This is a genomic window from Streptomyces sp. NPDC059743 (assembly GCF_042732975.1).
Classification (GTDB): domain Bacteria; phylum Actinomycetota; class Actinomycetes; order Streptomycetales; family Streptomycetaceae; genus Streptomyces.
Genome location: NZ_JBHWGS010000003.1, coordinates 206,118 through 230,727, shown reverse-complemented (window position 1 = coordinate 230,727; position 24,610 = coordinate 206,118). Strand labels below are relative to the sequence as shown.

Annotated in this window: 21 protein-coding genes and 2 pseudogenes; 14 read left to right on the top strand and 9 right to left on the bottom strand. The window is 71.0% G+C overall.

Features of this window, described 5'->3' with window-relative positions; translation table 11 throughout:
- The gene (locus tag ACFV6H_RS06815; RefSeq protein ID WP_385539302.1) at window positions 1–1,092 is read right to left on the bottom strand and encodes an ABC transporter substrate-binding protein; all 1,092 of its coding nucleotides are present in this window, start codon (window positions 1,090–1,092) and stop codon (window positions 1–3) included.
- A 156-nt stretch (window positions 1,093–1,248) separates the two neighbouring features.
- Window positions 1,249–2,274: a LacI family DNA-binding transcriptional regulator gene (locus ACFV6H_RS06810; protein WP_384975078.1), complete on the bottom strand. Its 1,026-nt coding sequence runs from the start codon at window positions 2,272–2,274 to the stop codon at window positions 1,249–1,251.
- Window positions 2,275–2,393: 119 nt separating this feature from the next.
- Between ACFV6H_RS06810 and ACFV6H_RS06805 the strand changes: the two genes are divergently transcribed.
- The 5 genes from ACFV6H_RS06805 to ACFV6H_RS06785 all read left to right on the top strand — a co-directional run bounded on the left by ACFV6H_RS06805 (window position 2,394) and on the right by ACFV6H_RS06785 (window position 9,123).
- Entirely contained in the window at window positions 2,394–5,060 is a 2,667-nt protein-coding gene (locus ACFV6H_RS06805; protein ID WP_385539300.1) for a PA14 domain-containing protein, read from the top strand.
- A 233-nt stretch (window positions 5,061–5,293) separates the two neighbouring features.
- Window positions 5,294–6,217, top strand: a complete 924-nt coding sequence (locus ACFV6H_RS06800; RefSeq protein WP_385539783.1) for an NADP-dependent oxidoreductase — start codon at window positions 5,294–5,296, stop codon at window positions 6,215–6,217.
- Window positions 6,218–6,315: 98 nt separating this feature from the next.
- Window positions 6,316–7,065, top strand: coding sequence for a GNAT family N-acetyltransferase (locus ACFV6H_RS06795; RefSeq protein WP_385539781.1), 750 nt, complete (start codon window positions 6,316–6,318; stop codon window positions 7,063–7,065).
- A 146-nt stretch (window positions 7,066–7,211) separates the two neighbouring features.
- Complete coding sequence (locus ACFV6H_RS06790) at window positions 7,212–8,729, top strand: SDR family NAD(P)-dependent oxidoreductase (RefSeq protein WP_385539298.1); 1,518 nt, start codon at window positions 7,212–7,214, stop codon at window positions 8,727–8,729.
- Window positions 8,730–8,952: 223 nt separating this feature from the next.
- Entirely contained in the window at window positions 8,953–9,123 is a 171-nt protein-coding gene (locus ACFV6H_RS06785) for a hypothetical protein (RefSeq protein ID WP_176732606.1), read from the top strand.
- A gap of 102 nt (window positions 9,124–9,225) precedes the next feature.
- Here ACFV6H_RS06785 and ACFV6H_RS06780 read toward each other — a convergent pair.
- From ACFV6H_RS06780 to ACFV6H_RS06770, 3 genes and pseudogenes are all read right to left on the bottom strand, one after another.
- Window positions 9,226–9,510 (bottom strand): annotated as a pseudogene (locus ACFV6H_RS06780) (DUF1990 family protein); the annotation flags it as partial.
- 201 nt (window positions 9,511–9,711) lie between these two features.
- A pseudogene (locus ACFV6H_RS06775) lies at window positions 9,712–9,963 on the bottom strand (DUF1990 family protein); the annotation flags it as partial.
- Window positions 9,960–10,148: a hypothetical protein gene (locus ACFV6H_RS06770; RefSeq protein WP_385539296.1), complete on the bottom strand. Its 189-nt coding sequence runs from the start codon at window positions 10,146–10,148 to the stop codon at window positions 9,960–9,962. The gene ACFV6H_RS06770 and the pseudogene ACFV6H_RS06775, both read right to left, overlap by 4 nt.
- 169 nt (window positions 10,149–10,317) lie before the next feature.
- On the opposite strand from ACFV6H_RS06770, the gene ACFV6H_RS06765 reads away from it, so the two are divergent.
- The 3 genes from ACFV6H_RS06765 (at window position 10,318) to ACFV6H_RS06755 (ending at window position 15,124) form a co-directional block, all read left to right on the top strand.
- Window positions 10,318–11,394, top strand: a complete 1,077-nt coding sequence (locus tag ACFV6H_RS06765; RefSeq protein WP_384975072.1) for a DUF6777 domain-containing protein — start codon at window positions 10,318–10,320, stop codon at window positions 11,392–11,394.
- Between the two features lie 98 nt (window positions 11,395–11,492).
- Complete coding sequence (locus tag ACFV6H_RS06760; RefSeq protein WP_385539293.1) at window positions 11,493–13,565, top strand: SpoIIE family protein phosphatase; 2,073 nt, start codon at window positions 11,493–11,495, stop codon at window positions 13,563–13,565.
- Between the two features lie 113 nt (window positions 13,566–13,678).
- The gene (locus ACFV6H_RS06755) at window positions 13,679–15,124 is read left to right on the top strand and encodes a wax ester/triacylglycerol synthase family O-acyltransferase (RefSeq protein WP_385539291.1); all 1,446 of its coding nucleotides are present in this window, start codon (window positions 13,679–13,681) and stop codon (window positions 15,122–15,124) included.
- Window positions 15,125–15,151: 27 nt separating this feature from the next.
- Here the strand turns inward: ACFV6H_RS06755 and ACFV6H_RS06750 are convergent, their stop codons facing one another.
- The gene (locus ACFV6H_RS06750; protein ID WP_385539289.1) at window positions 15,152–16,591 is read right to left on the bottom strand and encodes a sensor histidine kinase; all 1,440 of its coding nucleotides are present in this window, start codon (window positions 16,589–16,591) and stop codon (window positions 15,152–15,154) included.
- Window positions 16,592–17,269, bottom strand: a complete 678-nt coding sequence (locus tag ACFV6H_RS06745; protein WP_385539287.1) for a response regulator transcription factor — start codon at window positions 17,267–17,269, stop codon at window positions 16,592–16,594.
- Between the two features lie 246 nt (window positions 17,270–17,515).
- On the opposite strand from ACFV6H_RS06745, the gene ACFV6H_RS06740 reads away from it, so the two are divergent.
- The 4 genes from ACFV6H_RS06740 (at window position 17,516) to ACFV6H_RS06725 (ending at window position 21,054) form a co-directional block, all read left to right on the top strand.
- On the top strand, window positions 17,516–18,757 hold the full coding sequence (locus ACFV6H_RS06740) for an AbrB family transcriptional regulator (RefSeq protein ID WP_385539285.1): 1,242 nt from the start codon (window positions 17,516–17,518) through the stop codon (window positions 18,755–18,757).
- Between the two features lie 80 nt (window positions 18,758–18,837).
- Entirely contained in the window at window positions 18,838–19,869 is a 1,032-nt protein-coding gene (locus ACFV6H_RS06735; protein WP_385539779.1) for an aldo/keto reductase, read from the top strand.
- The gene (locus ACFV6H_RS06730) at window positions 19,866–20,177 is read left to right on the top strand and encodes an L-rhamnose mutarotase (protein WP_385539283.1); all 312 of its coding nucleotides are present in this window, start codon (window positions 19,866–19,868) and stop codon (window positions 20,175–20,177) included. The genes ACFV6H_RS06735 and ACFV6H_RS06730 overlap by 4 nt, the downstream gene beginning before the upstream one ends.
- A gap of 25 nt (window positions 20,178–20,202) precedes the next feature.
- Window positions 20,203–21,054 (top strand): amidohydrolase family protein, encoded by an 852-nt coding sequence (locus tag ACFV6H_RS06725; RefSeq protein WP_385539777.1) that lies wholly within the window; start codon window positions 20,203–20,205, stop codon window positions 21,052–21,054.
- A 90-nt stretch (window positions 21,055–21,144) separates the two neighbouring features.
- Here ACFV6H_RS06725 and ACFV6H_RS06720 read toward each other — a convergent pair whose 3' ends face one another.
- Window positions 21,145–21,849 carry an alpha/beta hydrolase gene (locus tag ACFV6H_RS06720; protein WP_384782464.1) on the bottom strand — a complete coding sequence of 235 codons (705 nt, stop codon included), beginning with the start codon at window positions 21,847–21,849 and terminating at the stop codon, window positions 21,145–21,147.
- 140 nt (window positions 21,850–21,989) lie between these two features.
- Here ACFV6H_RS06720 and ACFV6H_RS06715 point away from each other — a divergent pair, with 140 nt between their 5' ends.
- Window positions 21,990–22,868, top strand: coding sequence for an Fpg/Nei family DNA glycosylase (locus ACFV6H_RS06715; RefSeq protein ID WP_384782466.1), 879 nt, complete (start codon window positions 21,990–21,992; stop codon window positions 22,866–22,868).
- 88 nt (window positions 22,869–22,956) lie between these two features.
- Here the strand turns inward: ACFV6H_RS06715 and ACFV6H_RS06710 are convergent, their stop codons facing one another.
- Entirely contained in the window at window positions 22,957–23,649 is a 693-nt protein-coding gene (locus ACFV6H_RS06710) for a zf-HC2 domain-containing protein (RefSeq protein ID WP_385539280.1), read from the bottom strand.
- A gap of 80 nt (window positions 23,650–23,729) precedes the next feature.
- Here ACFV6H_RS06710 and ACFV6H_RS06705 point away from each other — a divergent pair, with 80 nt between their 5' ends.
- Window positions 23,730–24,479, top strand: a complete 750-nt coding sequence (locus tag ACFV6H_RS06705) for a LytR/AlgR family response regulator transcription factor (RefSeq protein ID WP_384975545.1) — start codon at window positions 23,730–23,732, stop codon at window positions 24,477–24,479.
- Window positions 24,480–24,610 lie beyond the last annotated feature (131 nt).

Here is a 24,610-nt window from a genome sequence, read left to right as displayed (position 1 = left end):
TCAGTAGGCCTTGCCCAGACCGGACTTCGCGTTCGCCTCGGTGTACGCGCTGTCCTGGATGACGATGTCCTGGGCGACCTCCTCGCCCTTGGTGAAGGCGTCGAGCGTGTCGAAGGCGAGCGGTCCGAAGCGCGGGTTGGACTCGATCACTCCGGAGATCCAGCCGTCGACAATGCCCTGCACCGCGTTGCGCGTACCGTCCACGGTGACGATCTTGATGGCGCCGGGCTTCTTGCCCGCGCCCTTCAGGGCGTTGACCGCGCCGAGGCCCATCTCGTCGTTCTCGGCGTAGATCCCGGTGATGTCCGGATTGGACTGGATGAGCTGCTCGGTGACCTGCTGGCCCTTTTCCCGCGCGAACTCACCAGTCTGCTCGAACACCACGCGGAGACCGGGCGCCTCGGCCTCGATCCGGTCCTTGAAGCCCTTGGTGCGCTCGGTGGTGACATTGTTCCCGGCGGCGCCCAGCAGAATGGCGACCTCGCCCTTGCCGCCGGTTGCCTCGATCATCCGGTCCGCCGCCCGCTTGCCCTGCTCGATGAAGTCCGAGCCGATGAAGCTCACATAGTCCTTGCACGGAGCCGCGTTGATCTTCCGGTCGACGGTCACGATCGGGATCTTCCTGGCCGCCGCCGCGCGCAGCACCGGGCCCCAGCCGTCTGAGTTGAGCGGAGCGATCACCAGCAGGTCCGCGCCCTTGGCGATCAGGTCCTGGACATCGCTGATCTGCTTGGAGAACTGACTCTGCGCGTTGGCGGTGAGCAGCTTGACACCACGGCTCTCCGCCTCCGCCTTGATCGAGGCGGTCTCGGCGATCCGGAAGGGATTGGCCTCCTTCTCGGACTGGGAGAAGCCGACGGTCGCGGTGGCGAGATCGGTCTTCGCACCGCCGAACTGCTCGACGGTGCAGGTCGCGCCACTCCCGGCGCCGGGAGTGGCGACCACCTGACCCGTGTCGCCCGAGGCGGACGAGGACGTGTCACCGGCCGCGTCGTCCTCGGTCTTCGCACAGCCGGTGAGGGCGAGAGCGGCGGCGACGGCAGCGGCGAGAACGGTCTTGGCGGTGGTGCGGCGGACGGCGGAAGACTTCATGGCGGAACCCCATCTCGGCGCGGCCCCGGCGCGCTGAGCGCCCGCGGGAGGCCAACTCGTACGGTCAGTTGGTGCGTTGAGATTGTTCGGAAGGTTTTTACATCGTTGTACGAGACCTGTAAACCCCTCCTGTCGCACCGGCCCGGTGCGGCACGCTCACTGTCCGCCGCGTGTGCTCTCCCGTTCCACCAGGGTGAAATCCACACGGAGTTCACGTGCCGCCGCGGTTTCGCGGTCCTCCGTCCCGCCGCGCAGCCGCTCCACCACCGACTGCACGGCGAGCCGGGCGATGGTCTGCTTGTCCGGTGAGATCGTGGTCAGTGTCACCATGCCGTAGCGGCCCTCGGTGATGTCGTCGAAGCCGACCACCGCGACATCCGCGGGCACCCGGAGCCCGCGCTCCCACAGCACCCGCATCGCTCCGATGGCGATCAGGTCGTTGTACGCGAAGACCGCGTCCGGCAGCACGCCGGAGTCCAGCAGCCGCGCCATCGCCGCCGCGCCGTCCGCGTGCTCCCAGCCGCCCGTCGGCGCGACCAGGGAGTCCGGCGCGGGCACTCCGGCCGCCGTCAGCTCCGTACGCCAGCCGCGCAGCCGGAGCTGCGAGGGCTCGTTCGCCCGGTCCGTACGGGCGCCCAGGAAGGCGATCCTGGTGCGGCCGAGACCGAGCAGATGCCCTACCGCGGTCCTGGCCGCCGCGACATTGTCGATCGCGATGTGGTCGTACGGCAGGTCGTACTCCCGCTCGCCGAGCAGCACCAGCGGCGCGTCGTGGTCACGCCCGAGCAGATCCTCAGGACGCAGCTCGATGGGGCTCAGGATCAGCCCGTCGATGACCCGTGCCCGGAATCCCTGGCTGACCAGGATCTCCTGCTCACGGCGGCCACCGGTGTGGTCGAGCAGCACGGTGTACTCGTACTCGGCGGCCACATCGATCACCGCGCCGGCCAGTTCGGCGAAGTACGGATTGCCCAGCTCGGGCACGGCCAGCGCGAGAATGCCCGTACGTCCCTTACGGAGATGACGTGCCGTCAGATTCGGCCGGTAGCCCAGCTCGTCGATCGCCCGCTGGACCCGGGCGCGCATCGCCGGTGTGACATGCCGGTAGTTGTTGACCACGTTCGACACGGTCTTGATGGAGACGCCCGCACGCTCCGCGACGTCCTTGAGGCTGACGTTCATCGGCACTTCCCCTCCGGAGTGGTCCCGCGGGCCCGCCCCGCCCGTTTTGTTCAACGTTATACAAGGCGCCGATCCCGGCTCGGTCAGGGCCCTGGACAGTGGAGGAACGGCGTGCTGTCATGCCAACTGCCGTTCCTTCCAACGTTGTACAGACCGTCGCAACGAGCCGCCACCCTCAGTTTCAAGGAGGACTTGTGCGCATCCGAAGAAAACTGGCCCTCTTGCTCGCCGCCGTACTCGGCGTCGCGGGACTCATCGCGGTCCCGGCCGCCTCGGCTGCCGCCGACGACGATGCCGTCGAGGCCCGTGGCCTCAAGGGCGAGTACTACACCCAGTCCGCTCCCGGAGCCTTCGACTTCCATGAACTCAAGGCCACCGTCTTCGATCCGGCCATCGACTTCGGCAATCTCGACCCGCGGCTGAGCGCCACCACGGGACGGGCGGACGATGTCAGTGTGCGCTGGACCGGGAAGATCGTGCCGACCACCACCGGCCCGCACACCTTCTCGATGATCGGCGACAACGGGTTCCGGCTCTGGGTCGACGGCAGGCTGACCATCGACCACTGGATCGACGACTGGGAGAACGAACAGACCGCCCAGCCAGTCGAACTGACGGCAGGTCAGGCCTATGACATCAAGGTGGAGTACTTCGAGCACTACGGCGGCTCGAATCTGCACCTCAGGTGGACCGAGCCCGGCAGTACGAAGCGGCCGGTGCCCCAGTCCGCCTTCCGGCTGCCCGACGGCTTCGCGTACGACGGCGCCCTCGCCGCCACCGTACTGCCCGACGGCCGCACGCTGCGGCTGGACTTCGCCCAGCCGCTCGCACCGCCGCCCGCCGGGCTCGCCGCCCATCTCGGCGCGGTCATCGGCGGCGCCGCCTGGCCGCTGGGCACGGTCAGAAGCGATCCGACGGACGACAGAAGGCTGCTGGTGAGCCTGAAGGAACCGGTCGTCGGCAGAGGCGGCACCGCCGATCTGCGCTACGACGGAACGGGCGGTCTCACGGCACGGCAGGGCAAGCCCGTCGCGGCCTTCTGGAGCAGCGGACCCAACACCTCCGAGTACCAGCTCACCACTCCCTGGGCCAAGGACGTGGGACCGGGCAACGCCCATCCCGAGTACCCACGGCCGCAGTTGACCCGTGACGCCTGGCAGAACCTCAATGGACAGTGGCAGTTCGCCGCCGCCGAGCAGGGCGAGCGCCCGCCCGTCGGCAGAACGCTCCCCGAGAAGATCCTCGTCCCGTACCCGGTCGAGTCACAGCTCTCCGGTGTCGAACGGCACGAGGACCGGATGTGGTACCGCCGTACCTTCACGGTCCCGTCGAACTGGCAGATCGGCGTCGGCAAGCGGCTGAAACTCAACTTCGACGCCGTCGACTGGAAGGCCGAGGTCTATGTCAACGGCACCAAGGTCACCGAGCACAAAGGCGGTTACGACCGGTTCGGCGTCGATGTCACCGACGTGCTCCGGCCCGGCCGCACCCAGGAGCTGATCGTCGGTGTGTACGACCCGACCGACGCCAGGGACGGCGAGAATCCGCCGATCGGCAAGCAGCGCCTGGACCCGAGCGGTATCTGGTACACCGCGTCCTCCGGAATCTGGCAGACCGTGTGGATGGAGCCGGTCGCGCCCGACCACGCCGACTCCCTGAAGCTCACGCCCGATGTGCCCGGCGAGCGGCTCACCGTCGAGGTGCGCGGGATACGCGACGGTGTGCCGGTCACGGCCACCGCGTACGAGGGCAGGCGCAAGGTGGGCACGGTCACCGGCCGCACCGGAGCACCGCTGAGCGTGCCCGTACGCGATCCACGGCTCTGGTCGCCGGACGATCCGTATCTCTACCGGCTGGAGGTGACGGCCGGGAAGGACAAGATCGGCAGCTACTTCGGTATGCGCTCGATCGGCGTCCGGACGGTCGCCGGAGCGCCGCGTACGGTCCTCAACGGCAAGCCGGTCTTTCTGATGGCCACGCTCGACCAGGGCTTCTGGCCGGACGGGCTGCACACCGCGCCGACCGACGAGGCCCTCGCGTACGACCTGAGGACGCACAAGCGGCTCGGCTTCAACTCCGTGCGCAAACACATCAAGGTGGAACCGGACCGCTGGTTCTACTGGGCCGACCGGCTCGGACTGCTGGTCTGGCAGGACATGCCGGCGATGAACACGATCAATCCGAACGAGGCCTCCCGCGCCCAGTACGAACACGAGATGAAGGAGATGATCGACCAGCACGCGAGCAGCCCTTCGGTGGTCATGTGGGTCACCTTCAACGAGGGCTGGGGCCAGTACGACCAGGCGCGCGTCGCCGACCAGGCCAAGGCCTGGGACCCGAGCCGGCTGATCAACAACATGAGCGGCGTCAACTGCTGCGGCGCGGTCGACGGCGGCAACGGCGACATCGCCGACGCCCATGGGTATCCGAGCCCGCAACTGCCCGCACTCGACGGCAGACGGGCACTGGTCAGCGGCGAGTACGGTGGACTCGGGCTCGCGGTGCCCGGCCATGCCTGGCCGGTGCAGCACACCTATGTCGGTGTCGACCAGACCGTGTACACCGACGAGTATCTGGCCCAGCTCGACAACGTACGGACGCTCGCCTGCCGAGGCGGCAACGGCGCCGTCTATACGCAGATCTCCGATGTGGAGGGCGAGTTGAACGGACTGCTCACCTATGACCGCAAGGTGCTGAAGCCCGACGCCGAGCGGCTCAAGGCGGCCCATGACGCACTGATACGCGATGCCTCGGACCCGGCGTCGATGGAGTGCGCGACCTCCTGATCACTGATCCGGCCTCCTGATGCCTGATGCCTGATGCCTGATGCCTGATGCCTGATCCGGCCGACGGCCCCGGCCCGCCCGCGCGTCGGGCGGACCGGGGCCGTTCGACCGTGGCCGGCCGCCACGGGAATCGGGAATAGTGATCGGGCCGACCGCCTTGGACATTCTGTTGTCCCGGGCGGCGGCCCGGTGTGATCGGTCGGAACGAGGAGCCCAGTCCCATGCCCCAGGCCATCTCCAAGGCGTATGTCTTCACCGAACACGGCGGCCCGGAGGCGGAGGCCTTCGCCGAGCTGCCCGTGCCCAGCCCGGGCCCCGGACAGCTTCTGGTGGCCGTACGCGCGGCGGGCGTCAATCCGGTGGACTGGAAGTTGCGCAACGGCTACCGCCGGCCCGGCTCCGCACCGGCCGAGCTGCCTGCCGTCCTCGGCAGCGAGGCGGCGGGCGTGGTCAGGGAGATCGGCGCGGGAGTGGAGGGCTTCGCCGTCGGGGACGCGGTCTTCGGCTCCACTCTCACCGGTGGTTACGCGGAGTACACCCTGCTCCCGGTCGGGATCACCGCGCACAAGCCCGACGCGCTCCCGTTCACGGACGCGGCCACACTGCCGGTCGCGGCGGCGACCGCGTACGACGCCCTGCACCAGCTCGCTCTGGAGCCCGGTGCCACTCTGCTGATCACCGGCGCGGGCGGCGGAGTGGGCGTGGCCGCCGTGCAGATCGCGCGCGGTCTCGGTATCCGGGTCCTCGGTACGGCGAGCGCGGGCAAGAAGGAGTTCGTCGAGTCGCTGGGCGCCGTCCATGTGCTTCCCGGGCCCGGTCTCACCGAGCGTGTGAAGGCCGTGGCGCCCGACGGTGTCGACGCCGTCCTGGACCTGGTCGGCGGCCCGGCCCTGCGCGAGGCGGCCGAAGTGCTCGCCGATCCCGAGGGACGACTGATCAGCGCGGGCGACAAGGGCACGGTGCCGGAGCTGGGCGGAGCGGCCGTCGTACGGGCCCGTACCGCCGCCGTCCTCGACGCGGTCGCCGAGCTCGTGGTGAGCGGGACGCTGCGGCCGTATGTGACACGGACCTTCCCGCTGGAGCGCGCGGCCGAGGCGCTGCGCGCGGTCGAGGACGGACATGTCCAGGGCAAGATCGTGATCGAGGTCGGCGCATGAGCACCCGACCGTCCATATCGCGCCCGGCCGAGCCGCGCACGCAGGATCCCAGGCCCGCAGACGCACGTACGCCGGATTCCCGGCCCGCAGACACACGTATGCCGGATCTCCGTACGTCGGATCTCCGCTCCTCGGACCTCGAACCCGCCGGCCCGCAGCCTCGGCGGCATCCGCTGGACGAGCCCGTACGCTCCGCGCTCACCGGACCGCACGCGCACTTCGCCGAGCGCCGCGGCCGACTGCTGCGCTATCCGTCCGAGGTGTCGCTCTGGGTGGCCCTGCCCGAGGATCCCGACGAGCGGGACTGGGCCGATGCCGCCGTCCTCGCGGGACCGGGCGGATCCCTCGGGCTCGTCGGCTTCGACGGCTCCGTGCCCGACGGCTGGGAGATCACCTTCCATGCCGGCGGAGTGCAGCTCGTGGACGCCGGAGTGGCCGCCGCGCCGGACGAGGAGGCCGTACGCCTCGGTCCCGCCGATGTGCCGGAGATGCTCGACCTGGTCGAACGCACCCAGCCGGGTCCCTTTCTGCCGCGCACCGTCGAGATGGGCACCTATCTGGGCATCCGCCGCGAGGGCACGCTCGTGGCGATGGCCGGTGAGCGGATGCGTCCGACGGGCTGGTCCGAGATCAGCGCGGTCTGCACCGCACCGGAGTTCCGCGGCCAGGGCCTCGCGGCCCGGCTCGTCGTGGCCGTCTCGTATGAGATCCGCGCCCGTGGCGAGACGCCGTTCCTGCACGCCGCCGCCTCCAATACGGGCGCCATCAGGCTCTACGAGTCTCTGGGCTTCCGGCTCCGCAAGGAGACGACCTTCCGCGCCGTACGCGTCCCGGACGTCCCGGAGTAGGGGCACCGCGGGATTTTGTTGACTCCCACGCCATCGGTATGCTCCTGACCTGCGGGGATGTCCGCAAGGTCGGTAAATGCCACCATGTGGGACTCCGGCGTACGAGTGGTACGAGCGGCACGAGTGATCGAGGAACGGCAGCGGCGATGACGGTGACAGAGGACGGCCCCGCGTACGGCGAGAGCCCCGTCCACGACGGGATCCCGGCGCAGGCGGCACAGGGCGGGAGCCAGGAGTACGGCCCCGGTATCGATCCGGAGCGGATGGCCGTCTGTCTGAGCGTGCTGGACGAACTCGACTCGCTGGATGTCGACCATCCCGACTCGATCGCGGTCCGGCGTGCCACCGCCGGTATCTACCGGACCGTGAAGCAGCGCCGCCGCCAGGAGCGCCGGGCCGCCAAGACCGCCCATGACAAGGCCGTCACCGAGGCCACCGCCACCGGCTCGGCCGAGCGCATCGACGACGAGACACAGGGCCTGCTGCCCTCCTCCTCGGTCACCGGGGAGATCGCGGGCATACTTCAGCGCCCGCGCTCCTGCTACATCTGCAAGACCCGCTACACCGAGGTCGACGCCTTCTACCACCAGCTCTGCCCGGCCTGCGCCACCGAGAACCGCACCCGCCGCGAGGCCCGTACGGATCTCACCGGCAGGCGCGCGCTGCTCACCGGCGGCCGGGCCAAGATCGGGATGTATATCGCGCTGCGGCTGCTGCGCGACGGCGCCCACACCACCATCACCACCCGCTTTCCCGGAGACGCCGTCCGCCGCTTCAAGGCGATGCCCGACAGCGACGACTGGATCCACCGGCTCAAGATCGTCGGGATCGATCTGCGGGATCCGGCGCAGGTCGTCGCCCTCACCGACTCCGTCGCCGCCGAGGGCCCGCTGGACATCCTGATCAACAACGCCGCGCAGACGGTACGCCGCTCCCCGCAGGCGTACAGCGAGCTCCTCGCCGCCGAGTCCGCGCCGCTGCCCGCCGGGGAGCTCCCGGCCTCCCAGGTGATCGGCGCGTTCGGCAGCGGCGCCCAGGCCGTGCTGCCCGCCGCCGGCGCCGAGGCCCTGAGCGCCTCCGACATCACCTCGCTCGCCCTGGTCGGCGGCTCCGCCTCGCTCGCCAGGATCGAGGCGGGCACGGCGATCGACGCGGGCGGGCTCGTACCCGACCTGCACGACACCAACAGCTGGGTGCAGACGGTCTCCGAGGTCGATCCGGTCGAGCTGCTCGAAGTGCAGCTCTGCAACTCCACCGCGCCGTTCATCCTCATCAGCAGGCTCCGTCCGGCGATGGCCGCCGCCGAGGCCAAGCGCACCTATGTGGTGAACGTCTCCGCCATGGAGGGCGTCTTCAGCCGCGGCTACAAGGGCGCGGGCCATCCGCACACCAATATGGCCAAGGCCGCGCTGAACATGCTCACGCGCACCAGCGCCCAGGAGATGTTCGAGTCCGACGGCATCCTGATGACCGCCGTCGACACCGGCTGGATCACCGACGAGCGCCCGCACCCGGACAAGATGCGTCTCGCCGACGAGGGCTTCCACGCTCCGCTCGATCTGATCGACGGTGCGGCCCGGGTGTACGACCCGATCGTGCGCGGCGAGGGCGGCGAGGACCTCTACGGCTGCTTCCTGAAGGACTACGCACCTGCCAACTGGTAGTGCGCCGTTCGACCGGAACATCACCAGAACGTGAACCCGGGAGAGCGCCGAGCTGCTCATCTGGTTACTCTGGGAGGTACGGGCGGCCACGCACGGGATACACCATCTCCACGGCCGCCGCTGGGACAGGCCCACTACCAAGGCCGCGGTCCCGTCTCTGAAACGGCGCCACCGCGACGGAACTGCCCCTGTCCCAGAGTTGCACGACGCAGAGGAGCGCGCGGTGACACGAAAGCCGACCAAGCAGGAAGAAAGACCGGCGAAGGCCGACAAGCCCAAGCCAGGCCCCGAGAAGATCGGCAACCTGGAGGTGTGGGCCAGATCGGCTCCCATCAGGCTCGCCGGCTACGAGGACGACCTGGCCGAGCCGCACATCCTGCCCGGTATCGATTGAACCGGACGCCGTCCGTCCCGTGCCCCGGGATCTCCGGGGTGCGGGACGTCTTTCTTACGGCCTTACGGCGGAGGTTTTCGTACGACGGAGATCTCTCCGCCCTCAGCCTCCGGCCGTGATCCGGCGCAGCGTACGGCCCAGCCACTTGGCATACCCGAGCTGGAGCACCGGCACCAGCGGTCCCGCGAGCCGTGAGTACCAGCGGGCGGGACGGCTGAACGCCATGACCGTGAACCACACCGAGCCGTCCTCGCGCAGCTCGACCATGAACGACTCCTCGCCGCACTCCGGATGGCCGGGCAGTGTCCCGTACGCGAAGCCGGTGCGGTCCCTCTCGTACGCCGTCCACACCACCTGGCACGGCGCGCTCAGCCGCAGCGGGCCCAGGGTCTTTCGTTTGGGTCTGGCTGGATCAGGGAGCGCCCGCTGCGGGAGCGGCTGATGTCGGCGTTGGTGCCGTGGATCGCAAGGCGGAGGAGGGAGGCGACGCGGAGCGTCGTTGAGTGACGACAACGCGGCGAGGCGCGGTGCCAGGGCACGCGAGCCCAGCAAGACCCAAACGAGAGACCCTGGACCGACGGAGACCTCCACATCGGTGCCGGGCTCCGCCCAGGGCGATCCGGCCAGGATCCGCGCGCCTGCCGAGCGGTGCAGCCGCCAGGTGGTGACCGCGGCTCCGGCCGCCTCGAAGACCGTACGGCCGCGGCCGATCCTGACGCGGTGATGGAGATGGTGATAGCCCTCGGGAAGCGGGCCGAGCCGGGTCGCGCCCACCTCGCGGTAGCTGAATACGCCGAAGGCACTGCTGTCCGGCGCGGGACGCGGCTGGGCGGGCTTCATACGGCGGTCTCCTTACCGAGGACGTGCCGAGGATGTGCCGAACCGAGGGAGTGCCGACGCCACCGGCGGCGTAGTCCAGGCGTACCCGGTGTGAGGGCGGTGTACGACGACTCGGCGGGACGCGGTTCGCGCGGCGCGACCGACGGTGTGCTGCCCACCGCGATCCGGCTGACCAGCACGGACATCCTGTACCACCCCCCGGACTTGAACGTGTTCAAGTTGCGCGATCACTTTATGCCGTCACCTGAACGTGTTCAAGTCCCGGGCCCGTCCGCCTCGTTCCCGCTTGCGAGGGCGCCGACCGTCCGGCAGACATAAGGAGGACATCCATGGAGGAAAAGGCGGGAGATCACGGTGCGCTCACCCAACCGTCGTCGGCATGCCACGCTTGCCGCGCTGACCGCGGGCATTCTGATCACAGCAGGCTGCGGCGGGGACGGCGGCGAGAACACGTCGGGCCCTCAGATCAACGAGCTCTACTTCCAGCGGGCCGCCGACCAGGGCCCGGATCCGTTCACTCCGTCGACCGCCCTGGAACCGCCCAAGGGCGCCGCCAAGGCCGGGACCTCTGCGGAGGAGGACGAATCGTACGACGAGAGCGGCAACGGACGGACGGCGCGCGCTCTGCCCGGCTCCACGCCCGGTCTCTACGGCGGTGTCCAGGCCGCTTCCAGTTGTGATGTGGAGCGTCAGGTCCAGTTGCTCACCGAGGACGAGGCCAAGGCCGGGGCCTTTGCCCAGGGCGCGCGGGTCGGCCAGGAGTCGGTGCCGGAGTTCCTGCGCGGTCTCACTCCGGTCTTCCTGCGTGCCGACATCCGGATGACGAACCACGGCTTCCGGGACGGGGCCGCCGCCGAGTTCCAGTCCGTACTCCAGGCGGGCACCGCCGTCCTGGTGGACGGTCATGGACTGCCGAGAGTGCGCTGCACCGGCGGCAGCCCGCTGCGTCCGCCGGTCGTCGCCCAGGGCTCCATGACCCATCGCGGGAGTCCATGGCGCGGATACCGGCCCGAGCGCGTCGTCGTCATCGACCGCACCGCCCAGCCGCTCAGCAGCCTGATCCTTGTCGACACGGTGAACAACGACTGGATCGAGCGGCTGACCGGTACCCATGGCGAGGCCGACGGTCGTCCCGGAACCACTCCGGCGTACGGCCCGGACGCCGACATCACCGATCCGAATGTCGTCAGGACGCCGGAGCAGCCGTCGTCCTCGGGTATCCCCGGAGGCCCTCGGCAGGCTCCGGCTCCGGAGGCGCCGGCTCCGCCGCGGGCGCCCGGCGGGACGACCGGACAGGAGAGCGAGCCGCTCGCGCCCAGGTCGCAGCCGGACGCCCAGCCCGATCTCCGGCCCGACGGCGGCTCCGGGGCGGACGCCGACGAACAGCAGATGGAGGGCCTGCTGATCGGTCCCGTGTCGTTCCAGGGCTGACGTGCGTCTCGGGACCGAGGTGAGGGGACGCGTGAGGGGACGTTCCGCATCCGACCGGACCAGTCGAAGAATCCGACAAATGATGACAGAGTGTCTCCATGGCTGAACGGGCAGCGGGGCTGCTGTCGCTCCCCGACGACTGGCCCGCCCGGCCGGACATCAGCCTCTCCCTCAACGGGATGGGCACCTTCGACTGGGACCTCGACAGCGGACTGCTGTATCTGGACGCGACCGCCCTCGATGTGCTCGGCACCCGGCCCGACGAGTACGACGGCCGGCCGCAGAGCCTGGCGCCCCGGGTCCCGCGCGAGGAGGGCATCCGGCTGGACACGGTGGTGTCGCGGGCGCTCACCGACGGCAGCACCGGATACGGCGCGTACTTCCAGGTCCGGCTGCGGGACGGAACGCTGCGCTGGACCCATACCCAGGGCAGCATCCGCCGGGACACCGACGGCCGGGCCACGCGCGTCATCGGGATCATCCGCGACGCCGTCCAGGAGCTGGCCGACTCCACCGCGCGGCTCGAACTGGCCGCGGTGCGCCGGGTGCAGACCAGTGTTGTCGAGGGCACCGCCGCCGCGCTCGCCCACGCCAGGACCGTGCAGGACGTCATCGACGTACTCAAGGAGTCCGGCGGTCTGGAGCATCTCGGCGCCACCAGTCTGGTGATGGGCCTGCTGGAGTCCGGGCGTATCCATCTCGTCGCCGAAGGGCCCGAGGGCTCGTATGTGCCGGGCACGCGCGTGACGCGGATCGACGAGGGATATCCGATGAGCGAGGTGGTGCGGACGCTGGCGCCGCGCTTCATCGAGTCCGCCAAGGAGTTCGCCATCTCCTATCCGCTGCTCTGGCCGAGGATCAGCGAGCTCGGTATCAACGCCGCCGCCTATCTGCCGCTGATCGCGCAGGCCCGGCCGATCGGAGCGCTCGGGCTGCTCTACCGCGACAAGGACGGATTCACCGCCGAGGACCGCAATCTGCTGGTCGCCCTCGGCAGCAGCATCGCCCAGGGCCTCCAGCGCGCCGTCCTCTTCGAGCAGGAGCACGATCTGGCGGAGGGACTCCAGCAGGCGATGCTGCCACGCCGGATCCCGGCCGTGCCCGGCGCCGAGATCGCGGTCCGCTACCGCTCGGCCCGGTTCGGCAGGGACATCGGAGGCGACTGGTACGACGTCATCCCGCTGCCCGGCGGCCGGGTCGGGGCGGTGATCGGGGACGTGCAGGGCCATGACACCCATGCCGCCGCCGTGATGGGCCAGCTCCGTATCGTCCTGCGCGCCTACGCGGCCGAAGGACACGCACCGGCCACCGTGATGGCGCGCGCCTCGGTCTTCCTCCATGAACTGGACACCGACCGCTTCGCGACCTGCACCTACGCGGAGGCCGATCTGTCGACGGGCGTGGTCCAGCTCGTACGGGCCGGTCATGTCGATCCGCTGATCCGGGACACCGACGGCCACTGCCGGAGGCTGCCGGTGCCGGGCGGGCTGCCGCTCGGGCTCTCGGCGTTCTTCGGACGGCTCGACTATCCGGTCGAGACCGTCGAACTCGATCCGGGCCAGACGCTGATGCTCTACACCGACGGTCTGGTGGAGCTGCCCGGCGCGGATCTGGACGACGGGATACAGCTGCTGACCGCGCTGGTCCGGGACGGACCGCGCGACCTCCAGATACTGGCCGACCGGCTGTGCGCGGTCATGGACGAGCGCAACGGTGACGACGATGTCGCCGTACTGCTGCTGCGGCGCGGCGGCGCACACGCCCCGATCCCCGGCGGCCGGCTTCAGCAGCAGGTCTCCCGTGGCGACCCGGAGGGCCTGCGCACCGCCCGGCACATGATCCGGGCGGCGGTCGGCGCCTGGGGCGCCAGGGAACGCGCGGACGAGATCGAGCTGGCGGCGGACGAGCTGATCACCAACGCGCTGATGCACACGGACAACGGCGCGGTCGTGACCGTACGCGTGCTGTCCGGCGCGGAGCGACGGCTCAGGGCCGAGGTGGAGGACTGCTCCAGCGTCCTGCCGCACCGTCGCGACGCCGGTGAGTCGAGCGTCTCGGGCCGCGGGCTGCTGCTGGTGGACCAGCTCTCCGACGCATGGGGCGTGGAGTCCCGCGGCAGCGGCAAATGCGTCTGGTGCGAATTCGTCGTCCCGGACCGGCCATCACCCTGAACGGCCGTCACACCGTTGGGCACAGGTCGTTGACTTCAGGTGAAGTGACCATACTTGACCGTAATCGACCATTCGCGATTGGTTTTCTCCTCCCTCTACCGTCTGGGGCTCCCTTGACCACCGAGCTGCTGGCACCTCTCGATCTGGCTTTCTGGCATCTCGAATCCGCCGACCATCCCATGCATCTCGGCGCGCTCGCCGTCTTCACCGCCGCGCCCGGGACGGCGGGCGGCGCGGGACTGCTGGAGCTGCTCGCCGCGCGCGCCGCCGCCATTCCCCGGCTGCGGATGCGGGTACGGGACGTCTGGCTCCCGGTCGGCGGCGCCGCCTGGGCGGCCGACAAGGACTTCGACGTACGGCGGCATGTACGGCGGCTGATCCTGCCCGAGGGAGAGTTCGCGGCGCAGGCCGCGCGGCTGGCGGGCGAGCTGATGGAGCGTCCGCTGGAACGCGGCATCCCGCCCTGGGAGATGTATGTCCTCACGCCGAGGCGGCCTGTCGTGGAACGGGCGGGAACGCGGACGGGAGCACGGGTCGGAACGCGAGCCGGAGCGCGGACGGGGACGGGGGCGCGGGCGGGAAAGTCGGCGGGAGCGGGTGGCGAGCCCTTCGCCGTCCTGGTGAAACTGCACCACGCCCTCGCCGACGGGATGCGCGCCGTGGCCATCGGCGCGGGCATCTTCGACCAGATCGCCGACGAGCGGGCGGCCGGCGTCCGCCGGGCCAGACCGGTGCCGCCGAGGTCCTGGCTGCCAGGGCCCTGGCAGGTGGCCGGGCTGGCCCGAGGCCGGATCGAGGAGCTGGGCCGGGCGGTCGGTATCGGCGCCTCGGTCGTACGGGCCAGCCGGCTCGACCCGCGCGGCATGCCCGCGCTGACCGCCGGATCCAGCGGTACGCGCAGACTCGCCACCGCCGTGCTCGATCTGGAGGACGTCCAGCGGATCCGCAGAGTGGCGGGCGGCACGGCCAACGATGTGCTGCTCGCGACGGTCGCCGGAGCGCTGCGCCGCTGGATGCTGGAGCGGGACGAACGGCTGCCCGCCGCGCCGCCGCGTGCCCTCGTACCGGTCTCCCGGCGCCGTCCAGGCAGTCCGCCCGGATCCGGCAACAAGCTCTCGGCGTATCTCCTCGCCCTCCCGGTCGCCGAGGCCGATCCCCGCGTCCGGCTGGCTCTCGTCCGCCGTGGGATGCACCGCAACAAGTGCGACGGTCCCTCACGCGGCGCCGGCGCGGTCGCCGTACTCGCGGACCAACTGCCGCCGCTGGCGCACCGGCTGGCGGCGCCGCTGGCGGGCAGCGCGGCCAGAATGCTCTTCGACATCCTGGTGACCAGCGTGCCGCTGCCGCGCTCGACGCTCTCGCTCGGCGGCTGCCCGCTGCGCGAGGTCTACCCGATGGCGCCGCTGACACGCGGACAGTCCCTGGCGGTGGCGCTGACCACGTACGGCGGCCGGGTCCATGTGGGACTGGTCGCCGACGGCAAGGCCGTACCGGACCTGGACCGGCTGGCGCGCGGGATGACCGATGAACTGGACGAACTCCTCCGCGCCACCCTGTAGCCCCGGCCCGCTCGGGGCCCGGTTCTTCTAGGCCTCCGCGGAGGGGAGGCGGATCACCAGCCGGGCGCCGCCGAGGCCGCCGTCGTCGGGTGACGGATCCTCGTCGGCATGGACGGAACCGCCGTGGCTGGTGACGATCTTGCCGACGATCGCCAGACCGAGGCCCGAGCCGCCCGCCTCACGCGAGCGGGCCTCATCGAGGCGGGTGAAGCGTTCGAAGACACGGGCGCGGTCGGCGGGCGGGATACCCGCGCCGTCGTCGCTCACCGTGAGCTCGACCGTGCCGTCGCGCTCGGTGAGAGCGACCCGTACCTGGTGAGCGGCGTGGCGGCGGGCGTTGTCGAGAAGGTTGCGTACGACACGGCGCAGCGCCCCCGCGTCTCCCCGGACGCGTCCGGCCGAGACCCTGCGGGCGTCGATACCGGTCGCGGTCAGACCACGCTGCCGACGGACCTCGGCGAGGACCACTTCATCGAGATCGACCGTCGCGCGCTGGCTCTGCCGCGCGGGATCCTCGCTGCGGGCCAGGGCCAGCAGGTCCTCGACGAGACCGTGCAGCCGCTCGGTGTCCTCCAGCAGCGCGGCGGCCACCGACGGGTCGCGCTCCGGATCGGGATACTCGGCCAGGACCTCCAGCTGGGCGCGGATCGCGGTGAGGGGACTGCGCAGTTCATGGGCGGCGTCGGCGACGAAGCGGCCCTGCGCGGCGGAGGCCGAGTCGAGCCTGGCGAGCATGTCGTTGAGGGTGACGGCCAGGGCGTGGACCTCGTCCCGGGAGGCGGGCAGGTCCAGCCGGCGGTGCAGATCGGTCGCGCTGATGTGGGTGGCCTGGCGGCGCAGTGTCTCGACGGGCCGCAGAGTACGTCCGGTCGTGAGCGAGATCGTCCAGGCGACCAGGGCCGTCAGTGCCGGAATGCCGATGGCGAGCGCGGTGACCAGGCTGGCGAGGGTGCGCTCCGCCTGGGCCAGGGACACGGCCACGACGATCGTGGCGGGACGTCCGTCGACATGGACCGGCCGGGCGCGGACGCGGAAGTCGCCTCCGTCGCCGATGCGCAGGTTGTGCAGTGTCATGGGACGGCCATCGACGAGGGCCGGAGGCAGCGGGTGCGGGAAGGCGCTGCGGCTGCCGGGCCGGACCTCGGATTCGGAGCTGGCCAGCACGCGCCCGGAGGCGTCGAGCACCTGGACGATGTCGGCGTCCTCGCCGTTCGAAGGGATGAGCGCGCGCAGTTGGCCATGGGCGACGAGGGAGGAGACGTCGGAGACACGGCGGCCGACCGTGTCGTCCAGATCGTGCCACATGGCGTTCCGCAGACCGAGCAGCAGACCGAGACCGGCCAGGATCATCGCCACGGCGACGATCGAGGTGGCCCACAGAGTCACCCGGGAGCGCAGGGTCAGCCTTCCGGCCGGCCGGGGCCATCGGGCGAGAAGCGCACGGACACGGGCGCGATGCGGAGGCATTCAGCCTCCCCTTCCGTCCAGCCGGTATCCGACGCCGCGCACGGTCTCGATGGCGGCGCGGCCGAAGGGAGCGTCGATCTTGCGTCGCAGATAGCCGACGTAGACCTCGACGATGTTCGGATCGCCCTCGTACCAGGCGTCCCAGACCTGGGTGAGGAGTTCGGTCTTGCTCACGACGGTGTCGGGGCGGCCCAGCAGGAACTCCAGCAGGGCGAACTCGCGCGGAGTGAGTCCGAGGAGACTCTCACCCCGGCCGCAGCGATGGGCTCCCGGATCGAGCCACAGATCACCGGCGGTCAGTACGGCCGGCCGCTGCGGAGCGCTGCGGCGCAGCAGCGCGCGGACCCGGGCCAGCAGTACGACGAATGAGAAGGGCTTGGTCAGATAGTCGTCGGCGCCCAGGTCGAGCGCATCGGCCTCGTCGTACTCGCCGTCCTTGGCCGTCAGGATGAGCACCGGCGTCATGACGTCGGCGGCACGCAGCGCGCGGCAGACGTCGTAGCCGTTGCGCCTGGGCAGCATGAGGTCCAGCACGATCACGGCGTACTCGTTGCGCCGCGCGAGGAGCAGTCCCCGCTCGCCGTCCCCGGCCATGTCCACGCCGAAGCCCTCGGCGCGCAGCCCTCGCCCGACCGCGGCGGCGATATGCGGTTCGTCCTCGACCACCAGTACTCGCACCGGACTCTCCTCGTGCGCCGATCAGGTCTCAGCCGTGGAGCCGATCCCGTTTTTGAGTCTAGGTGCCTTCCTCCTGGTCAGCCGCTCGCTCTCAGCGTGCTCTCAGGGTGGTCCCAGCGTTCGCTCAGCCGCTCTCAGCACCCGCACAGGCCGGACCACGCACAGTGGGCCGCTGATGTCCCGTGAGGCGTCCAGGCCCTGTCGGGTCCGGCCCACGGGACGTATCACTCACCGAGGGAAGGCGGCATGGTGGCTCCGACGTCCGTGCGGCAGCGGGAGCACACGAGTACTCGGGGAGCCTCGCACGGCCACCCGCACAGCCCCTCGCACGGCTCCGCGCCGAAGCCCGCCGGGCGCTGGGCACTGATCATCGCGGGCGGCTACGCGGCCGGTCTCGTCGCCTCGGCTCTGGGTGTTCCCTCTCCCTATCTCCTCGCCTCTGTGCTGGTGGGTGTCGTGCTCGCGCTGTCGGGCGGAGTACGGGACCGGCTTCCCGGGCCCGTGAACCGGTCGTCCCAGGCGCTGGTCGGCGCGCTCATGGGCAGCCATCTGACGCCCTCCGCCCTGATGTCGGCGGCGCCGGCCGCGCTGCCGCTGACGGCGGTCACCGCCGCCACGATCGCGCTGAGTGTGGCGGTGGCGTGGTTTCTCGCGCGCGGACGGCGGATCAGCCGGCCCAGCGCGGTCCTCGGCATGATGCCGGGCGGCTCGGCCGCGAGCGTGGCCAGTGCCGACGAACTCAACGCCGACGCGAGACTCGTCGCCTTCATCCAGTACCTGCGCGTGGGGCTCGTCGCGACCACCGCGCCGCTGGCCGCCCACTGGATGTCCGCGGCCTCGGCGGCCGGTCCGCCGGGCGGCGGACCGGGACACTGGGCGGGCCCGGGCCTGTTCCCTCTTGTCGCGGGGCCGGACCAGGCGACCGGTCTGCTGACACTCGCCGCCGTATCGGTGATCGGAGTCCGGGCAGGCCGTCGGCTGCGTCTTCCCACGCCCGCGCTGATCGGGCCGATGCTCGCGGCCCTCGTCGCGACCATGAGCGGTGTCATACCGCCCTTCGCTCCCGCCGGAGTCCTTCAGGACATCGTCTTCGTCCTCGTGGGCATGGACGTCGGCGTGCGCTTCACCGGCGAGGCGGTACGGCGTGTACGGCGGTTGCTGCCGTCGATCCTGGCCGGGATGGTTGCCGTATGCCTCGGCTGCGCCGGTCTGGCGTGGATCTTCGCCAAGGTGACGGGCACACCGGTCATCGACGCCTATCTCGCCACCACTCCCGGAGGGATCAACGCGGTCCTCGCCGCGGCGGTCACCTCGCATGGAGACGTCGCCCTGGTCTCGACGGTGCAGAGCCTGCGACTGCTGGTCGTGGTACTCATGACACCGCTGATCATCCGTCGGCTGACACCATCGAACCACTACCGCACTCCGGTCGATAGATCGGACAGTTCAATCGCGAAGAAGCCCAGAAAGCTGCTTCAGAGGTGTTGACGGCACTGAGTCATCCGATGAATATTCGTCGTGATCGACGACGGGACGCGGGCGTCGGCACATGGGGAGGCGGCGGCGGTATGCGGCACACCACGCTCGGACGCGGTGCGGTCCGGGTGACCGGACTGTCCTTCGGGGCGGCCGGGATCGGCAATCTCTACACTCCGGTCGAACCCGAGCGGGCCAGGGCGGCGGTCGACGCGGCCTGGGACGCGGGCATACGGTACTTCGACACGGCGCCGCACTACGGACTCGGGCTCTCCGAGCGGCGGCTCGGCGAGGCGCTGCGCGACCGGCCGCGCGACGAATACGCCATCTCCACCAAAGTGGGCCGGCTGCTCGAACCCGTACCCGGGGACGGCCCGGTCGGTGACGACCTGTCCCATGGCTTCGCCGTACCGGCCACCCACCGCCGCGTCTGGGACTTCAGCGCCGACGGAGTGCTCCGCAGTATCGAGGCCAGCCTGGAGCGGCTGGATCTCGACCTGCTCGACATCGTCTATCTGCACGATCCCGACGACCACGCCGAGGAGGCCTTCCACCAGGCGTATCCGGCGCTGGAGCGGCTGCGCGCCGAAGGCGTCGTCGGTGCCATCGGCGCCGGGATGAACCAGACGGCGATGCTCACCCGCTTCCTCCGTGACACCGACGCCGATGTCGTCCTGTGCGCGGGCCGTTTCACCCTGCTCGACCAGTCGGCGCTCACCGAACTGCTGCCCGAGGCCGCCGCGCGCGGCAGGAGCGTCGTCGTCGGCGGAGTCTTCAACTCCGGGCTGCTCGCCGATCCGCGCCCGGGCGCGACCTACGACTACACCGCGGCGCCGCCCGCCCTGCTGGAGCGGGCCCTGCGGATGGACGCCGTGACCGGACGGTACGGAATCCCGCTGCGCGCCGCGGCCCTGCACTATCCGCTGCGCCATCCGGCCGTCGCCAGCGTGCTCGTCGGCACCCGGTCGGCGGCGGAGGTACGCGACGCGGCCGAACTGGCGGCCCTTACCGTCCCCGACGACCTCTGGGCCGAGCTGCGCGCCGAAGGACTGCTGACCGAGGGCCTGCTGACCGAGGAGCCGCCGGCCGGGGCCCGGCCTGCCGAGGACGGAGCGCTGTCATGAGAGTCGCCCTGCACACCACGGTCCGCGCGGACCGGATCGAGCGGTACGAGGCCGCGCACCGCGAGGTGCCCGCCGAACTCACCGCCGCGATCCGCGCCGCCGGTGCCACCTCCTGGACGATCTGGCGCAGCGGCACCGATCTCTTCCATCTGCTGGAGTGCGAGGACTATCCGCGTCTGCTGGCCGAACTGGACCAGCTGCCGGTCAATGTGGCCTGGCAGGCCAGGATGGCCGAGCTGCTCGATGTCAGGCACGACTACTCCGCGGCCGACGCCGACGCCGGACTGCCCGTCGTCTGGGAGCTCTGACAACCCGGTGATATCGCTGCCACCGCTGACACCGCAGAACGCCGTCGACGCCCACCATCACATCTGGGATCTGTCTGTACGCGACCAGGACTGGATCACCGGTCCCGCGCTGGCGCCGATCCGCCGGAACTTCGGCCTTGACGATCTGGCGCCGGAGGCGCGCGCCGTGGACGTGACGGCCACCGTTCTCGTCCAGACCGTCTGTGTCCCGGAGGAGACGCCCGAATTCCTGGCCGCCGCCCATGGCAGCGACCTGGTCGCGGGCGTCGTCGGCTGGACCGATCTCACCGCGCCAGGGATCGCCGACACGCTCGCCGCGCTGCGTGAACTGCCCGGCGGCGACCGGCTCGTGGGGATACGTCACCAGGTGCAGGGCGAGCCCGACCCGAGGTGGCTGCTGCGTCCTGACGTACTGCGCGGACTGGCCGCCGTCGCCGACGCCGGTCTCGTGTACGACCTGGTCGTCCTTCCGGAGCAGTTGCCCGCCGCGGCGGAGGCGGCCGAGTCGCTGCCGCAGCTCACCTTCGTCCTCGACCATCTCGGCAAACCGCCGATCGCGGCCGGCGCGCTCGATCCCTGGGCCGGGCACATCAAGGCGCTGGCCGCCCGTCCCAACACCGTCTGCAAACTCTCCGGCATGGTCACCGAGGCCGACTGGGACTCCTGGACGGCCAACGGACTGCGCCCGTACGCGGACACCGTCCTCGACGCGTTCGGTCCCGGCCGGCTGATGTTCGGCTCCGACTGGCCCGTGTGCCGGCTGGCCGGCACCTATGGCGAGGTGTTCGACGCGGCCCGGGTGGTGACCGACGGGCTGAGCGAGGACGAGCGCGACGAGGTCTTCGGGACCACCGCACGGCGCGTCTACGGACTGTGAACCGGGCGCGTTCCCAGGACGCATTTCCGGGGACGCGCCCGCCGCGCCCGGCCGGGGCCTGGCGGACTCGCCGCGCCCGGCCGTTCCCGGTCAGCCCGGGTGCAGTGCCCGCCGTACCGCCGCGGGATACGGATCCATGCCCAGCAGCGCGGTGACCGAGCCGGTGGTCAGCCGGTGCCAGGTGCCCGCCCGGCGCAGCATCGCGTGATCGCCGCCCGGCAGCAGCACGGCACAGGCCTCCGCGCCCGCCTCCCGGGCGCGGGCCGCCAGCTCGACGCTCTCGCGCGGATCCGTCACCCGGTCACGCTCGCCGTGCAGCAGCACCGCGCGACGGCCCGCGAGCTGCTCCACCGGCTCGCCGCGCGGGCACCAGGGCGCGAGTCCCACCACTCCGCTGACCCGTTCGTGTCCCGCGACGGCCAGGGCGGCACGGCCTCCCATCGAGTGCCCGACGAGCACCACCGGGACCGGGCCCGCGAGCTGCTCCAGCTCGTCCAGCGCCCGGCGCGCGTCACGGGCCGCGTCGGCCCGCCCGCCGTTCCATCCCTGGTACCGGTAGCGCACCCGGCCCACCACCACGTCGTATCCGTCGGTGGCCCGAAGCACCGCCCAGGTGAAGGGCCACATCCGTACGCCCGGCGCGTTCACCCGGCCCGGTGGCCGCTCGCCCTTGGAGCGTCCGCCGTGCAGCACCAGAACGGCGGCGCGGGGCCGCGGCGAGGTCCTGTCCAGGACCAGGGCCGACTGAACGGCTGCTCGGCGCTGAACGGCTGCTCGCCGATCGCTCACGGACACGTGGAGGCCTTTCTTCCGACGGTCGGGGCCCATGGCGGGCACCCTTCTTGCTGGTCGTACGGAACCGACCGTACGGACCGCTCGTACGGAGCCGCACGCTTCACCGGGCACTCGTACGGGGACTGCGGCACCCTTGACGCATGCCGGAAGTACCCGAAGTCGAAGCGCTGCGCGAGTTCCTCGACGGCCATCTCGTGGGCAGGGAGATCGTCCGTGTCCTGCCCCTGACGGTCAATGTCCTCAAGACCTATGATCCGCCGCTCTCCGCCCTGGACGGTGCCACCGTCACCGCCATCGCCCGCCACGGCAAGTATCTCGACATCGTCGCGGCCGGTGCCGACGGCGGTACGGAGCTCCATCTCGCCGTCCATCTCGCCCGGGCGGGCTGGCTCCGCTGGAAGGACTCGTTCCCGCCGCAGCCGCCCAGGCCCGGGAAGGGCCCGCTCGCGCTGCGGGTCGTCCTGGCCGGAGGAGACGGCTTCGATCTGACCGAGGCGGGCACCACCAAACGGCTCGCCGTCCATCTCGTCCGTGATCCGGCCCAGGTTCCCGGTATCGAACGGCTCGGGCCCGATCCGCTCGACGACTCCTTCGACCGGGACGCGTTCGCCCGGCTGCTCGCCGGTGAACGGCGGCAGATCAAGGGCGCGCTGAGGGACCAGCGTCTGATCGCCGGCATCGGCAACGCGTACAGCGACGAGATCCTGCATGCCGCGAAGATGTCCCCGTTCAAACCGGTCAAGAATCTCTCCGAGGACGAGATCACCCTCCTCTACGAAGCGCTGCGCTCCACCTTGCGCGAGGCGATCGAGCGCTCGCGCGGAGTGGCGGCCGGGCGGCTCAAGGCGGAGAAGAAGAGCGGACTGCGGGTGCACGGCCGCACCGGCGAGGCCTGTCCGGTCTGCGGTGACACGATCCGGGAGGTCTCCTTCAGCGACTCCTCGCTCCAGTACTGCCCGACCTGCCAGACCGGCGGCAAACCGCTCGCCGACCGCAGACTGTCCCGGCTGCTCAAGTAGGTCCCGCCCGCGCAAGCCGACCTGCTCAGACCTGCTCAAGCCGGCCCGCGCAAGCCCGCCCTCGCAAGCCGGTCCGCTCAGGTCCCGCTCAGGTGGCGGGACGTGCCGTACGGTCATGCCCTCCGCCGATCGTCACCAGCCGTCGGCCGTCCGCGCTCCGTACCTCGAAGTGGTCGATCTCGTCGGGACGCAGCGCCGCTCCGCCCCGGGTGACCAGCGCCGTCCCGTCGTCGGCCCGCGCTGCCCAGGTCGTCACGGTCTCCCGCGAACCGTCCGTCCCCACCGCGATCAGGGCGCAGACACCGGAGGCGCCCGGCCGCACCAGCTCAAGGCCCACATCCGTGCCCCAGCCCGTCTCCGCGGCCGTGACCACGGCCGCCGTGCCCGTCGCCCGGTCCGACGCGGTCCACCGTACGGCAGGCGCGGCGCCCGGATCGGGCCCGGGAGCCATCCGCAGCACGGCCAGCGGACCGCCCACGACGAGCACCGCCGCCGCGGCCACCAGCGCGAGCCGCCGTCCTCGTCCGGCGCGCCGCCCGGCGGCGGCCTCGGCCAGCAGCCCGGCCAGCAGCTCCGGGCTCGCGGCGGCGAACGGAGCCACCTCGGCGGGCGTCCGCCGCGCGTACTCGTCGAGCTGCGCCTTCACACCGCCGAGGTCGGCCAGCAGCAGGGCGCACCGCGGACACTCCATCAGGTGGTCCTCGAAGCGGAAGGCGTCCGCGGCGTCGAGCACGCCCAGCGTGTAGGCGCCGACATCACGATGGAGGTCCAAGGTCCGCATGGTGTCTGGTACGCAGCGGAGCGCCGAATCATTCAAGCCGGGGAAGCCATTGTGTGTTCGAGGACCTACACTCCGGCGTCATGCTGCGCGTACTGGCCGTGGACGACGAAGAACCGGCGCTCGAAGAGCTTCTCTATCTGCTCAGGGCCGATCCGCGGATCCGCAGCGCCGAGGGCGCCACGAGCGCCACCGAGGCGCTGCGCCGGATCGGTGCCGCGCTCGACGCCGGGCCCGACGGCTCCGCCGCCGTCGACGTGGTCTTCCTCGACATCCATATGGCCGGGCTGACCGGGCTCGATGTCGCCAAGCTGCTGGCGGGCTTCGCCGAGCCGCCGCTGATCGTCTTCGTCACCGCGCACGAGGGCTTCGCCGTCCAGGCCTTCGACCTGAAGGCCGTCGACTATGTGCTCAAACCGGTGCGCAGGGAGCGGCTCGCCGAGGCCGTGCGCCGGGTCGCCGAGCTGGTGGGGGAGCGCGGTCCGGCGCAGGCGCCCGCCGCCGACCAGATACCTGTGGAACTGGGCGGCGTGATCCGCTTCGTCGCCGTGGACGACATCGTCTACGCGGAGGCCCAGGGCGACTACGCCCGGCTGCACACCGACAGCGGCAGCCATCTCGTACGGATCCCACTCACCACGCTGGAGGAGCGCTGGCGGGCCCGCGGCTTCGTCCGGATCCACCGCCGCCATCTGGTCGCGCTGGCCCGGATCGACGAACTGCGCCTGGACGCGGGCACGATGAGCGTACGCGTCGGGGACGCGGAGCTGGCCGTCAGCCGGCGCCACGCCCGCGCCCTGCGCGATCTTCTGATGCGACAGGGCGGGCGCTGACCAGGCCCTTCCGCAGGGATCGCCCGGCTGCGTACACTCCGGGCCCGGGCACAGCGCCGGGCCCGGGCACAGCGCCGGGCCCGGGCACAGGGCCGGGTCCGGACACAGGGTGGTTCCGGCACAGGGCGGTT